The organism is Comamonas sp. BIGb0124, from assembly GCF_003752175.1.
Lineage (GTDB): Bacteria > Pseudomonadota > Gammaproteobacteria > Burkholderiales > Burkholderiaceae_C > Comamonas_F.
Genome location: NZ_RJVF01000009.1, coordinates 263,307 through 276,802 on the forward strand (window position 1 = coordinate 263,307; position 13,496 = coordinate 276,802).

The 13,496-nt window shown below is 67.2% G+C and carries 10 protein-coding genes; 7 read left to right on the forward strand and 3 right to left on the reverse strand.

The genetic code is table 11. The annotated features are described in order from the left end of the window. Positions 1 to 103 precede the first annotated feature (103 nt). Both EC845_RS07400 and EC845_RS07405 read left to right on the forward strand, forming a co-directional pair. Positions 104 to 1,333, forward strand: a complete 1,230-nt coding sequence (locus tag EC845_RS07400; RefSeq protein WP_123296736.1) for a nucleoside recognition domain-containing protein — start codon at positions 104 to 106, stop codon at positions 1,331 to 1,333. A 174-nt stretch (positions 1,334 to 1,507) separates the two neighbouring features. After that, the gene (locus EC845_RS07405) at positions 1,508 to 3,484 is read left to right on the forward strand and encodes a bifunctional UDP-sugar hydrolase/5'-nucleotidase (RefSeq protein ID WP_123296738.1); all 1,977 of its coding nucleotides are present in this window, start codon (positions 1,508 to 1,510) and stop codon (positions 3,482 to 3,484) included. Positions 3,485 to 3,571: 87 nt separating this feature from the next. Here EC845_RS07405 and EC845_RS07410 read toward each other — a convergent pair whose 3' ends face one another. After that, positions 3,572 to 4,879, reverse strand: coding sequence for an amidase (locus EC845_RS07410; protein ID WP_123296740.1), 1,308 nt, complete (start codon positions 4,877 to 4,879; stop codon positions 3,572 to 3,574). Between the two features lie 98 nt (positions 4,880 to 4,977). On the opposite strand from EC845_RS07410, the gene EC845_RS07415 reads away from it, so the two are divergent. From EC845_RS07415 to EC845_RS07425, 3 genes are all read left to right on the forward strand, one after another. Further along, positions 4,978 to 6,147 carry a benzoate/H(+) symporter BenE family transporter gene (locus tag EC845_RS07415; protein ID WP_123296742.1) on the forward strand — a complete coding sequence of 390 codons (1,170 nt, stop codon included), beginning with the start codon at positions 4,978 to 4,980 and terminating at the stop codon, positions 6,145 to 6,147. A gap of 52 nt (positions 6,148 to 6,199) precedes the next feature. Next, the gene (gene gshB / locus EC845_RS07420) at positions 6,200 to 7,144 is read left to right on the forward strand and encodes a glutathione synthase (RefSeq protein WP_123296744.1); all 945 of its coding nucleotides are present in this window, start codon (positions 6,200 to 6,202) and stop codon (positions 7,142 to 7,144) included. A gap of 151 nt (positions 7,145 to 7,295) precedes the next feature. Continuing rightward, positions 7,296 to 8,000, forward strand: coding sequence for a TetR/AcrR family transcriptional regulator (locus EC845_RS07425; protein ID WP_233597974.1), 705 nt, complete (start codon positions 7,296 to 7,298; stop codon positions 7,998 to 8,000). Positions 8,001 to 8,019: 19 nt separating this feature from the next. On the opposite strand, the gene EC845_RS07430 is transcribed toward EC845_RS07425, so the two are convergent. Together EC845_RS07430 and EC845_RS07435 are read right to left on the reverse strand one after the other, a co-directional pair. Continuing rightward, positions 8,020 to 8,826: a class II glutamine amidotransferase gene (locus tag EC845_RS07430; RefSeq protein WP_123296748.1), complete on the reverse strand. Its 807-nt coding sequence runs from the start codon at positions 8,824 to 8,826 to the stop codon at positions 8,020 to 8,022. 141 nt (positions 8,827 to 8,967) lie between these two features. Further along, on the reverse strand, positions 8,968 to 10,443 hold the full coding sequence (locus EC845_RS07435; protein WP_123296750.1) for an MFS transporter: 1,476 nt from the start codon (positions 10,441 to 10,443) through the stop codon (positions 8,968 to 8,970). Positions 10,444 to 10,882: 439 nt separating this feature from the next. Here EC845_RS07435 and siaA point away from each other — a divergent pair, with 439 nt between their 5' ends. Continuing rightward, positions 10,883 to 12,874, forward strand: coding sequence for a biofilm regulation protein phosphatase SiaA (siaA, locus tag EC845_RS07440; protein WP_123296752.1), 1,992 nt, complete (start codon positions 10,883 to 10,885; stop codon positions 12,872 to 12,874). 71 nt (positions 12,875 to 12,945) lie between these two features. Then, a complete protein-coding gene (siaB, locus tag EC845_RS07445) occupies positions 12,946 to 13,482 on the forward strand; it encodes a biofilm regulation protein kinase SiaB (protein WP_304984848.1) in 537 nt (178 codons plus the stop codon). Positions 13,483 to 13,496 lie beyond the last annotated feature (14 nt).

Here is a 13,496-nt window from a genome sequence, read left to right on the forward strand (position 1 = left end):
GCCTGCCTGGATTTGAAACCTCAAAAACCGCCAGTCTCCGGACTGGCGGTTTTTTTATTGCATGATCGCCCGGTCAAGGGTCTCTTTTGAAGGACAGGCAGACATGCTCAATGGCTTGTGGCTGGCATTTTTTCTGGTGGCGGCCGTGTCCGGCTTGGCGCAGTGGCTGGTGGGCGGGCAACCGCAGGTGTTCGCCGCCATGGTCGCCAGCCTGTTCGCCATGGCCCGGCTGGCCGTCGAGGTCATGGTGCTGCTGTTCGGCACGCTCACGCTGTGGCTGGGCGTGCTCCGCATTGCCGAAAAAGCCGGTGTGGTCGAGTGGCTGTCGCGTTTGCTGGCCCCGCTCTTCAAACGCCTGATGCCCGAGGTCCCTTCCGGCCATCCGGCGCTGGGCCTGATCACGCTGAATTTCGCGGCCAATGGCCTGGGCTTGGACAACGCGGCCACGCCGATCGGTCTCAAGGCCATGCGGGCGCTGCAAACGCTCAACCCGAGCACCACCACGGCCAGCAATGCGCAGATCCTGTTCCTGGTGCTCAATGCCTCCTCGCTCACGCTGCTGCCGGTTTCCATCTTCATGTACCGGGCCCAGCAGGGGGCGCCCGACCCGACCCTGGTGTTCCTGCCGATCTTGCTGGCGACCAGTGCCTCGACCCTGGCCGGCCTGCTGAGCGTGGCCTGGATGCAGCGCCTGCGCCTGTGGGACCCGGTGGTGCTGGCCTGGCTGGGCGGTGGCGCCCTGGTGCTGGGCGGTTTCATGGGGGTGCTGGCCACGCTGTCGGCCGCCGCGCTGGCCACGCTGTCGTCGCTGCTGGGCAATCTGGTGCTCTTCGGGCTCATCGTCGTGTTCCTGGCCATCGGGGCTTGGCGGCGGATACCGGTCTACGAGACCTTTGTCGAAGGCGCCAAGGAGGGCTTCGACGTGGCCAGGAACCTGCTGCCCTACCTGGTGGCCATGCTGTGCGCCGTCGGCGTGCTGCGGGCTTCCGGTGCGCTGGACGTGGTGCTCGGCGGCATGCGGTGGGCGGTCGAAGCCCTGGGGCTGGACAGCCGTTTTGTCGATGCCCTGCCGGTTGCGCTGACCAAGCCCTTCTCCGGCAGTGCCGCGCGTGCCCTGTTGATCGAGACCATGCAGACCCATGGCGTGGACAGCTTTGCCGCACTGGTCGCCGCCACGATGCAAGGCAGTACCGAGACGACTTTTTATGTGCTGGCGGTTTACTTCGGCGCCGTGGGCTTGCAGCGTGCCCGCCATGCCGTAGGCTGTGCGCTGCTGGCGGACCTGGCGGGCGTGGTGGCCTCGATCGCCGTGTGCTACTGGTTCTTTGCCTGACGCCGGTCCGGTCGCCGGTAGGGGGGATGTCCGTGTCGGTGGAGGATGCACATCCCTCTGAAATCGATGATTTCCAGAGTCTGAAATGCTATCTCTAGCATAGTGAGTGATTCACAACCGTGTCATCAAGTGGCTGCACCATTTCAGTTCTGTAAACCATGAGGACTGAACACCATGAGGGTGAAGCATCTGAACGAGGGGATCGAATCGCGCCGCCTGCCCGGACGCCTGGGCTGGACGATCGGCGCAACGCTGCTGGCCAGCGCGGTGCTGGTCGCCTGTGGCGGCGGTGACAACGACGACGACAATACGGGCGGCACGCAGCCCCCGGTGACCGCCGAGCCCTTGTCGCTCACGATCCTGCACATCAACGACCATCACTCCACGCTCGACAGCAAGAGCAAGGCGCTGCAACTGACGAACGCGGCCGGTGAACGGGTGGCGGTCACGGTCGATGCCGCCGGCTTTCCCCGTGTCACCCAAGCCATCGAGGAGCTCGCTGCGGCATCCCCCAACGTGCTCAAGCTGCACGCCGGCGATGCCTTGAGCGGCACCCCCTACTTTGCCCGTGCGGGCGGGGTCGGCGAGGCCGACGCGGCCATGATGAACACCGTGTGTTTCGATGCCTTCACCCTGGGCAACCACGAGTTCGACAAGGGCGATACGTCGCTCAAGTCGTTCCTCGACCTGCTGCATGCCGGTGCCTGCAAGACGCCGGTGCTCAGCGCCAACGTTCAGTTCGGTGCGAACTCGGCCCTGGCCAGCAGCAAGGCACCGGGTTTGGTCCAGCCCTACACGGTCGTCGAGCGCGGAGGCCAGAAGATCGGTCTCGTGGGCCTGACGATTGCCGGCAAGACCAAGGAGTCGTCCAGCCCCGATGCCGACACGACGTTTGAAGACGAGGCCACGGCCGCGCAGCGCGCCATCGATGCGCTGCAGTCGCAGGGCGTCAACAAGATCGTGGTGATGAGCCACATCGGTTACGCCTACGACAAGGAAATCATCCCCAAGCTCTCCGGTGTGGATGTGGTGGTGGGCGGCGATTCGCACACCCTGCTGGGGCCGGACAGCCTGGCGACCTATGGCGTGGGCACGCCTGGCGGTGCCTATGCCGAGCCGCTCAAGAACAAGGACAACGAGACCGTGTGTGTCGCCCAAGCCTGGGAGTACGCGCAGGTGGTCGGTGAACTGCGTGTCGATTTCGACGCGCAGGGCCGCGTGACGCAGTGCGCGGGCACTCCCCATGTGCTCATCGGCGACGACTTCAAGATCGGCACCACGGCCGTGACCGAGGCCGACCGCGTAGCCATCGTGAAGGACATCGCGGCCAGCGGTTTCCTGCGCGTGACGGCTCCCGATGCGGCGGCTGCCGCCGTGCTGGCCCCCTTCAAGGCCAAGGTCGATCAGTTCAAGGCCTCGGTGGTCGCGACGGCACCGGTGGAGCTGTGCTCGCGCCGGGTGCCGGGTGGCGTGGGGTCGGTCGATTACACGCGCTCCAGCGCAGCCTGTACCGCCGAAGGGCTGGTCAACGTGCGCGGCGGCGACATCCAGCAACTGGTGGCCCAGGCCTACCTCGAGATCGGCAACCGCGACTACGGCGGGGCCGACATCAGCCTGCAGAGCGGCGGCGGCGTGCGTGTGCCGCTGCTCGGCAACGTGACCGCTGCCGACGTCATCACCGTGCTGCCGTTCGACAACAAGCTGTGGCGCATGGACGTGACCGGCGCCGAAGCCAAGGCGATGGTCGAGGATGGACTGGATGCCGTCTTCAAGACCGGTGGCGCGTCGGGTCCCTATCCCTACGCGGGGGGTCTGCGCTGGAAGGTGGATGCCACTCAGGCCAAGGGCGCACGCGCCAGCAACGTGGAAGTCTTCGACGGCGCGACCCGCACCTGGGGCCCGCTGAACCTGACCAAGACCTACCGCCTGTTCGTGTTGAGCTTCAATGCCACCGGCGGCGACGGCTACACCACGCTGGCCAATGTGCCCGAGGCGCGCCGCTCGGACGTGGGCGTGCAGGATGCCGACGTGCTGCAGAGCTACATCGACAGCCTGCCGCGCAACGGTGCCGGCCTGCCGGTGATGAGCCGCCTCGACGCCTCGCTCTACAGCACCCAGTCGTTCATCGGCCCGGTCGCTCCGCCCAAGTAAGGGCAGGGCATCGACCGTCGATTCCCGGGCGAGCCCTCGAGGCTCGCCGTCCGGTCGCACTGAGCGTGGACCGGATCTCTGCGGCCATCAGGCGAACAGCGCCTCGATGGCCGCAGCCGTTTCCAGCAGGGCCCGATCGGCGTTGCGCCGGCCCACCACCATCAGGCCGATGGGCAGCGAACCGGCCGCCGGCAGGGGCAGCGACAGGGCGGGCAGGTCGTAGAAGTTGAAGACCGACGGGTTGCGCAGGATGAGCGCGTTGGTGCGCAGGAAGGCCTCTTCCTCCTGAACGGCTGCGATGAGCGGCGCGACGAAAGGCACGGTGGGCAGGATGAGGGCGTCGAGGTCGCCCAGGGCCTCGTCGAGCCGCGGCAGCAGCGCTTGGCGGGCCTGCTGCACGGCCACGTAATGCCAGGCAGGGATGGCTTGGCCACGGCGGATGCGGCCCAGCACGATGGGGTCGAAGGCCTCCGGTCGCTGCGCCACATGGGTGGCGTGGATGTGCGCGGCCTCGGCGGCGATGAGCGTGCCCTGCTCCTGCAGCTTGAAAGGCGCGCCGAGCAGGGCATCGAGTGCCAGGTCCTCGACCCGTGCGCCGTGCCGGGCCAGGCGGCTTGCGGCATCCTCGAAGGCCTCGAGGACGACCGACTCGGTCTGGCTGAAAAGCAGGCCGCGGGGAATGCCCAGCCGCATGGCCTTGAGCGGGCGGGGTGCCAGGGGATGGTGGGGCTGGCCCGACAGCACGCTGTCGGCCCGGGCCGCGTCGGCCACGCTGCGGGCCAGCGGGCCGAGGGCGTCCAGGGTGAACGACAGGGGCAGGGCGCCATCGAGCGGCACGCGGGCGCGCGTGGGCTTGAAGCCCACCAGTCCGTTGAGCGCCGAGGGGATGCGGATGGAGCCGCCGGTGTCCGAGCCGATGGCGATCTCGGCGTAGCCGCTGGCCACGCTGATACCGGCGCCGGACGACGATCCTCCCGGAATGCGCGCGGCGTCGTGGGCATTGCCCGGCGTGCCGTAGTGGGGATTGAGCCCCACCCCGGAAAACGCGAATTCGGTCATGTTGGTCTTGCCGACGATGACCGCGCCGCCACGGCGCAGGCGCTGCACGACTTCGGCATCCGCCGTCGCCGCCGGGGCGTCGCGCAGCAGGGCCGAGCCTGCCGTGGTCGGCTCGCCCGCCACATCGAGCAGGTCCTTGACCGAGACGATGCAGCCGTCGAGCGGGCCCTGGCTGAGCCCGAGCACGGCGCGCGCATCCGCCGCATGGGCCTCGGCACGGGCACGCTCGGGGTAGAGGCGTGTGAAGATGCGCCCGCCTTCGTCGCCCGCTTGTGCGATGGCGGCGAGCGCGGCTTCCAGCCTCTGGCTGGCGGTGAGGGGAAGGGAAGTCGTCATGGCATGGGTCCTGCAGCAGGGAGGTGCGCACCGGGAACGGGCAGGGCCATTGGCCCGTGTCCCGGCGCGCGGCATGGGCCGGTGACACAATCGCGGCCATGCGGTTTCTCAAAGATCTCAGTGTGTCGGCGGCAAGCGCCGGGTTCGTGGCGGTCCTCGTGGGCGTCACGAGCTCCATTGTGATCGTGTTCCAGGCCGCGCAGGCCCTGGGTGCCTCGCACGAACAGATCACCTCGTGGGTCTGGGCCCTGGGCGTGGGTTGCGGGTTGTGCACGGCCGTGCCCTCGCTGCTGCTGCGCCAGCCCGTGATGGTGGCCTGGAGCACGCCGGGCGCCGCCATGCTGGCGGTCTCGGGCGGCGGGTTCTCGATGGGCGAGGCGGTCGGGGCCTTCATGCTGTGCGCGGCACTGGTGGCGCTGTTCGGCGTCACGGGCTGGTTCGAGCGCATCATGGACCGCATCCCCCTCGCGCTGGCTGCCGGCCTGCTGGCCGGTGTGCTCACCCGGTTCGGCCTGCAGGCCTTCACGGCGGCGCAGACCGCGTTGCCGCTGGTGCTGGTCATGCTGTCGACCTATCTGCTCGGGCGGCGGCTGTTCGCGCGTTATGCCGTGCCGGCCACGCTGGCCGTGGCCGTGTTGTTTGCCTTGGCCAGCGGCCGCATGAACGGCATGGCCGTGCCGATTGCTTGGGCGCTGGCCGAGCCGGTCTGGGTCACGCCCCAATGGAGCCTGGCGGCCACGGTCAGCCTGGCCCTGCCGCTGTTCGTCGTCACCATGGCCTCGCAGAACCTGCCGGGCGTGGCGGCCATCCGTGCCGCGGGCTTTCGCATGCCGGTCTCGCGCCTGGTGACCCTGACCGGCCTGGCGACCTTGCTGCTGGCACCGTTCGGCGGCTATTCGCTGTCGCTGAGCGCCATCACCGCCTCCATCTGCATGGGCCGCGAGGCCCACGAAGATCCGGACCGCCGCTATGCGGCCGCCGTGGTCTGTGGAGTCATCTATCTGTGCCTGGGCCTCTTTGCCGGCCTGGTCACGGCCTGGATCGCCGCCTTCCCGGCCGAGCTGGTGGCGGCCATCGCCGGATTGGCTCTGCTCGGCACCATCGGCAACGGCCTTTCCGTGGCGCTGGGCGAGCCATCGCACCGCGAAGCGGCGCTCATCACGTTCCTGGTCACGCTCAGCGGCGTGACGATCGCGGGCATCGGTTCGGCATTCTGGGGCGTTGCCGCAGGCGTGCTGGCCTTGTGGATCCTGCACCGCCGCGCATGATCCGGCCCCCGTTCACCCCATTTCCCCACAAGCCCCTCTGCGAGGTTTTTTCATGAACATCCTGTTTGTCGCCGACCCCCTGGAATCCTTCAAGATCTACAAGGACACCACCTTCTCCATGATGCGCGAGGCCCAGCGGCGCGGTCATCGGGTCTCGGCCTGCGAGCAGATCGACATCGCCTGGCGCAGCGGAGAGCGGGTCACGGCCGAGGTCCGCGACATCACGCTCACCGGCGAGGCCCAGGCCTGGTTCCGCACCGACGGCACGCGGCGGGTCGAGCTGCGCGGCTTCGATGCCATCGTCATGCGCAAGGATCCGCCTTTCGACACCGAGTTCTTCTATGCCACGCACCTGCTGGGGCAGGCCGAGCGCGAAGGCGCCAAGGTGTTCAACAAGCCGCAGGCCCTGCGCGATCATCCCGAGAAACTGGCCCTGCTCGAGTTTCCCGAGTACGTCAGCCCGACGCTGGTGACACGCCGTCCCGAAGACGTCCGGGCGTTCCAGGCCGAGCACGGCGACATCATCCTCAAGCCGCTCGACGGCATGGGCGGCATGGGGATCTTCCGGGTGCGGGCCGACGGTCTCAACCTGGGCGCCATCATCGAGACGCTCAACCGCGAGGGCACGCAGACCCTCATGGTGCAGCGTTACGTGCCGGACATCGTCCATGGCGACAAGCGCATCCTGCTGATCAACGGCGTGCCGGCACCGTATTGCCTGGCGCGCATCCCGCAGGGCGGCGAGGTCAGGGGCAACCTGGCGGCCGGCGGCAAGGGCGTGGCCCAGCCGCTGACCGTGCGCGACCGCGAGATCGCCGAAGCCCTGGGCCCCGTGCTGGCCGCACGAGGGCTGTTGCTGGTGGGGCTGGATGTGATCGGCACCAGCCTGACGGAAATCAATGTGACCAGCCCGACGTGTTTCCAGGAAATCACGGACCAGACCGGATTCGACGTACCCGCCATGTTCCTGGACGCGCTCGAGTCCTTGGCACGCTGAGAACCGAGGGCGGTGCGGGCCGTGTGTCACAATGCCTCGTCGTTCCGCCTGCCCTTTGGAACGTGCAGGTTTGCCCGGCGAGAGACACCCGCACAGCCCGTCTGTCGCTGTCTGCCGCCGGCCTTTCTTTCCCAGTCTGGCCTTGCCTTCCATGAATGATCGCTTGCCCCCCGAGATGGCGCCCGATGTCGGACATCGTACGCGCGTCGGTGCTCAGCGCCGGGGGCGAACACGGATCAAGCTGATCGAATCCTCGCTGACCGTGTTTGTCGCCAAGGGGCCGGACATGGCCGTGATCGACGATTTCATCGCTGCGGCAGGGGTGTCGCGGGGCACCTTCTACAACCATTTCCGAACCACCCACGAGCTCATGCTCGCCGTCGCCGCCGGCATGAGCGACGAAGTGCTGCACGTGATCGAGCCCTATGCGCTGGCGCGCACCGATCCGCTCGAGCGGTTTTCCGTCGGATCGCGGCTGTATCTGCGCGAGGCCGTGCGTTATCCCATCTGGGGGGCGTTCATCGCACGCGTGGGGACACACATCGCGGCCCGTGGCCAGCCGATCGACATCCACTTGCGCCGCGACGTGTCCGATGCCATCGTGGCGCAGCGTCTGGGACTGACCAACGTGCAGGTCGGGCGCGACCTGTTGCTGGGCGCGCTTTTCTACGGCATCGAGACCTGCCTGAAGGAAGAGACGGCCCCTGACCATGCCGAGCTACTGGTCGAGCGGCTGCTGGTGGGACTCGGACTGCCGGTCGACGAGGCCCGGCGCATCGGCCGCCTGCCGCTGCCCGATCTCGAGCCGCTGGCCGGCCCCATCTTCTCGCGCCTCGAACCCCGGGTGAACGACTGAGGGCCTGCGGCGTCAGCCTTCAGGCACTGGGTTTGTGCTGGATGAGCTTGGAGGGCCGTTCGGCATTCTGCAGCGCACCGTCGACAAAGACCATCACCTGCCCGGCCTCGAACGCCGTCCATTGTTCGTCCGAGGTCAAGGGCGCCGTGACGATGACGGCGATGCGGTCGTCCGGGCCGTTGTGCTGGGCGAAATCGATGCGGATGTCCTCGTCGGCCAGCCGGGCCTGGTTGAAGGGGTGCCGGCGCTCGATGTAGTACAGGCTGGTCGTCGCGTGGGCCCACAGGGCTTCGCCGTTCGAGAGCAGGAAGTTGAAAGTGCCGTGCGGCGAGATCGTCTCGGCCAGTTCCTGCAAGGTGAGCGTGAGCTCGGCCACGCTGGGAACGCCGGCGTGGGATTTGGCCAGCTCCTGCATGATCCAGCAGAAGGCACGCTCGCTGTCGGTCTCGCCGACCGGGCGAAACGCGGCATGCAGCCGGGGATGGAAATCCTTGAGATTGCCGTTATGGGCAAAGACCCAGTAGCGCCCCCACAGTTCGCGCACGAAGGGGTGGCAGTTCTCGAGCTTGACCTCGCCTTGCGTGGCCTTGCGGATGTGGGCAATGACGTCGCGGCTCTTGATGGGATAGCTGCGGATGAGCTGCGCCACGGGCGATTGCAGCGCGGGCAGGTGGTCGACGAAATGGCGCAGGCCATGGCCTTCGAAAAAGGCGATGCCCCAGCCATCGGTGTGGTCGCCGGTGTGACCGGCACGCTGGGCGAATCCCGAAAAGCTGAATGTGACATCGGCCGGGAGGTTGCAGTTCATGCCGAGCAATTGGCACATGGCGGCGGGAATCCTGTTGATTGTTGTTGGAGGACGAGCGGGCGGGGAAAAGCTCAGACTGTCTTTTTAAACGCAAAATCCGATCGTGCAAGCCTATTCTTATGCGTTTTTGTAATATGCGGGGTGAAGTGCCGGAGAGCGTCAGGCCCTGGCCGTCGGGGTCCGCATGCGCCAGGCCGCCAGCATGGCGCACACGCAGAGTGCCGCCAGGACCAGGAACACGTCGTCGAAGGCGCGCAGGCGATCGAGGGTGTGAGTGGGGGCGGTCAGGCTCTGGCCACGCGCCAGGGCCCGCCATTCCAGCAGGATGCCGCACAGGCTCACGCCGATGGCACCGCCGAGCATGCGTACGAAATTGATCACGCTGGCGCCCTGTGGGATCTGCGGCTTGTCGAGGGCCCGCATCGCGCCCAGATTGAGTGCCGGCAGAATGAATCCGAGCCCGATCCGGCCCAGCAGGGTCAGCGCGCCCAGGGCGACCACGCCCGAGCCCAGACCGAGCATCGGCATCATCGCAAAGGACAGGCCCAGCAGCAGCAGGCCCAGCATGATGAGTTGGCCGGGCGGGCGGCGGTCGGCCTGGCGGCCGCCGATGGGAATCACGGCGGCCAGCACCAGGCCGGCCGGCAGCAGCACCGTCCCGACATGGGTCGGCGACAGCCCCAGGCCCAGCATCATGTAGACCGGCAGCAGGTAGGTCGAGCCGAACAGGGCCGCGCCGTAGATGAAGGCCACCACGCAGCCCAGTGCGAACGTGCGGTGCTGGAAGACGGCCAGGTTGAGCAGCGGCGTGCCGCCGCGTTGCCGCTGGCGTTGCTGCCACAGCAGGAACCCGGCCCACAGCACGACGGCTGCCCCGATCAGCAGTGCCGCTTGCGCCGTCTGGCCGCCATGCAGTCCGACCATGCCGTGCAGCAGCGCCAGCGTGCCCAGGCCGGCCAGAGCGAGTCCGCGCCAGTCGAGCGGTGCGCCGGCGCCGCCCTGTCCGGGGCGTGCGCCGTCGGGGGTGAGGTTGGGCACGCAGCGCAGGCTCAGCGCAAAGGCCAGTACGCAGAGCGGCACCACCATGAAGAAGATCGAGCGCCAGCCCCAGAAGTCCAGCAGTACGCCGCCGATGCTGGGGCCCAGCGCCGGGGCCAGCACCACGCCCATGGTGAACAGGCCGGTCGCCTTGCCTTGTTCGTAGGGCTGGAAGGTGCGCATGATGAGAATGGCCGGAATCGGCTGGACCACGCCTGCGGCCAGCCCTTCGGCCACGCGCGCGGCCAGCACCACGTTGAAATCCTCGGCCAGTCCGCCGACCACGCCGCCGGCCAGCAGCAGCGCCATCGTGCCGAGGTAGGTCGCACGCCAGCCGTAGCGTCCCAGCAGCCAGGGGGTGGTGAGCATGGAGACCGTCATGGCCAGCATGAAGCTGGACGTGGCCCATTGGGCACGTTCCTGTCCGAGCGCGAAGTACTCGCTCATGCCCGGAATGGCGACGTTGATGATGGTCGACGACATCACCGAGGCCATGGTGCCGACCATCAGCGTCAGCAGGAACAGCCAGCGTTGCCGGGACTGCAGCGCGGTGGGTGTGCCGGCAGCCGGCGGCGGGGGCGTGAGTGGGGCGGTCATGTGCGCCTATTGTGCCGGGGTTGGCCGCACATGCGGCCCCCGTGCGGGCGTCGCGCCTGCCGGTGCGGGGTGTGGCGACGAGGCCGCGCCGCGCAGGATTCCGGTGGCTTTTGGGCATGCGCCGCGCATAGAATCGTTCATCGGCACATCAGCCGGGTCTTGGAGCTTTGAGGTTAAGGTAAAAGTGTTCATTTCGAACGTTTTTGTCTGAATGAGAGGGGCCAGGCTCCGTGTGCGTGGTGACGAGGTGACGGGCCGCGAAAGCGCGTCGCAAGGGAGTAAAGCGGGTACGCAGGGCGGCAGAGACCGTGTTCGACCGGCTTTTGGATCAACAGAAATCAATGATCGGGTGCCGCACCGGCCGCGCCATAGGGGAGCGTTTGCACAAAACGCCGAGCCCCCCGATGGACGCAGTCGCCGGCACCGATGAGGGGAACTCGTGGCTACTTGGGGATTGCGCAGCAAATCGCTGCTGGCACTGCTGCTGGCATGCCTGATTGCCGTCCTGCCCACGGCCTTGGTGGGTTGGCAGGTGCTCGACGGCATCCATACCCATTTCAGCCAGGCTTACGCGCGCAACACGACGCTGCTCAACCGGGAAAAGATCTTTGCGCCGATCTCGCGCGAGTACGCCCTGTCGCGGCGCTTTGCCCATTCCGAAGTGGTGCGGCAGTTTCTGCTCGACGAGCAGGATCCTGCCAAGCGCTCGCTGTTCTTCCGGGATGCCGAAGGCTGGCGCGAGGATTTCCGCGACCACTCCTACTTCCTGGCCAGCGCGCCTTCGGGCAGCTACTTCTTCAACAGCGACAAGAACTACAGCGAGCAGCCCCGTGAAGTGCTGCACGAGAACGTCGCCACCAACGCCTGGTTCTACAACACCATGCGGGACGACGCGCCGCTGTCCAACATCAACGTCGACACCAGCGCCGTGCTCCGGACCACCAAGGTCTGGTTCAACTTCGTGGTGCTCGACGGCAAGCGCCGCATCGGCGTGGCCGGCACGGGACTCGATCTTTCGGCTTTCCTGCAGGACTTCGTGTCGAACGAGGAACGCGGGGTGACGGCCATGATCGTCAATAGCGAGGGCAGCATCCAGGCCCACCCCGACAAGAACCTGATCGCGCTCAACTCGGGCAGCGGCGGCGGCGGCAGCGGTCACACGCTGTTTGGCCTGCTCGGAACCGATGCGCAACGCGAAGCGGTCCGGCAGGCCATGCGCGTCTCGCAGGAACAGCCCGGCGACGTGCAGCTGATTCCGGTGACCACGGCGGGCAAGCGCGAATTGCTGGCCCTGACCTACATGCCCGATCTGAAATGGTACGTGGTCAATCTGGTCGATCTGGGGACGGCCAAGGTGATCGACGGCAGCCTGCTGACGCCGCTGGTGGCGGCCCTGGGCGTGCTGCTGGCCTTGATGCTCGGCGGCTTTGCCTATGCGGTCGAACGTCTGGTGCTGCGCCCGATCGGCCAGCTCAAGCGTACGGCCCAGGCGATGGCCGCGGGCCGCTACGACGTGCAGCTGCCGCCTGCGCGTGGCGACGAGATCGGCGAGCTCAGCAATGCTTTTGGCGTGATGGCCGAGAAGGTGCGCAACCACACGGCCGAGCTCGAGGACCGCGTGCGCCAGCGGACGCAGGCCCTGGAGCTCGCCAATCGCGACATGGCGGCTGCGCACAAGAAGATCAGCGATTCCATCGACTATGCGAGTCTGATCCAGCGTGCGATCCTGCCGCGCCGCGAGCTCGTGAATGCCCTGGGCGAACGGCACGCCGTGCTCTGGCGGCCCCGCGACGTGGTGGGCGGCGACTTCTACATCTACCGTGCGGGCGAGGACTGCTGCCTGTTCGGCGTGGTCGATTGCGCGGGGCATGGCGTGCCCGGTGCGCTCATGACCATGCTGGCGCATGCGGCCATCGACCAGGCCATCGTGGATGTCGGCATGGCCGATCCGGCCGGCGTGCTGGCGCGCGCCGACCAGATCGTGCGCGCCATGCTGCAGGACGGCGTGGTCGACAACCAGGCGCTGGCCACCAACATGGATGTGGGCCTGGCCTTCGTCGATCTGGCCGGGCGCGAGGTGGTCTTTGCAGGCGCCAAGGTGGCGCTCTACTCCAGCGACGGCGAATCGGTCGAGCAACTGGCCGGCGCGCGCCGTGCCATCGGGGACAAGCGGTTGGGGCAGTACACCAATGCCAGCGTTCCGCTGCAAGCCGGCCGCACCTTCTACATGACCACCGACGGCTTCCTCGACCAGGCCGGCGGCGAGTTCGGCTACGGCTTCGGCAGCAGCCGGTTCTCGGACATGATTCGTAACCATGCGCAGTTGCCGCTGGTAGAACAAAGTCGGGTGTTCAGTGAGACACTTGCCGCATACCAGGGCGACCGGCCGCAGCGCGACGACATCACGATGCTGTGTTTCCGTTTCGATTGAGACGATGTTCCGTTCCCGGCTGACCCGCGTTTTTTCGACAGGCCCTGTTAGGAGTTGAGACTGCCATGGAGATGATCGATTTATTCACCATGCGTGAGAACTACAACCGGCAGCAGATCATGCTCTGCTTCAACGGTCCGATCTCGCGCAGCCTGATCGAGGAGATCGGCAACGCCTTGCGCAACTATCTCAGCGCGGAACAGGTCCAGCCCTCGGCCGCCATGGACGTCTTTGCGGTCTATATCGAGATGACGCAGAACATCCGGCATTACGCCCGCACCAAGAACTGGGCCGATCAGGACGCCGGCGCGACCGTGGTGGTCTCGCGCGACGGCGCCGGCCGCTACGTGGTGTCTGCCGGCAACCTCATCGAGCGGCCCGACGGGCAGGCCCTGCTGGAACGGGTCGAAGAGCTTTCCGGCTACGACAAGGCCCAGCTCAAGGCCGCCTACAAGGAGCAATTGCGCAAGCCTCGCGATGCCGATGCCGTCAGCGGTGCCGGCCTGGGCCTGATCGATATCGCCCGCAAGGCCAGCGAGCCCCTGCAGGCCTCGCTGCGCGAGCTGTCGGACGGTCGAGCCTTCATCAGCCTGCGCGCCGTGATGTAAGGCCTTGGCCACAG

Coding starts and splice junctions, on each gene's coding strand:
- EC845_RS07400 (WP_123296736.1), top strand. CDS start 104: ATGCTCAATGGCTTGTGGCTGGCATTTTTTCTGGTGGCGGCCGTGTCC.
- EC845_RS07425 (WP_233597974.1), top strand. CDS start 7,296: ATGAATGATCGCTTGCCCCCCGAGATGGCGCCCGATGTCGGACATCGT.
- EC845_RS07410 (WP_123296740.1), bottom strand. CDS start 4,879: ATGACGACTTCCCTTCCCCTCACCGCCAGCCAGAGGCTGGAAGCCGCG.
- siaB (WP_304984848.1), top strand. CDS start 12,946: ATGATCGATTTATTCACCATGCGTGAGAACTACAACCGGCAGCAGATC.
- EC845_RS07405 (WP_123296738.1), top strand. CDS start 1,508: ATGAGGGTGAAGCATCTGAACGAGGGGATCGAATCGCGCCGCCTGCCC.
- EC845_RS07435 (WP_123296750.1), bottom strand. CDS start 10,443: ATGACCGCCCCACTCACGCCCCCGCCGCCGGCTGCCGGCACACCCACC.
- EC845_RS07430 (WP_123296748.1), bottom strand. CDS start 8,826: ATGTGCCAATTGCTCGGCATGAACTGCAACCTCCCGGCCGATGTCACA.
- EC845_RS07415 (WP_123296742.1), top strand. CDS start 4,978: ATGCGGTTTCTCAAAGATCTCAGTGTGTCGGCGGCAAGCGCCGGGTTC.
- gshB (WP_123296744.1), top strand. CDS start 6,200: ATGAACATCCTGTTTGTCGCCGACCCCCTGGAATCCTTCAAGATCTAC.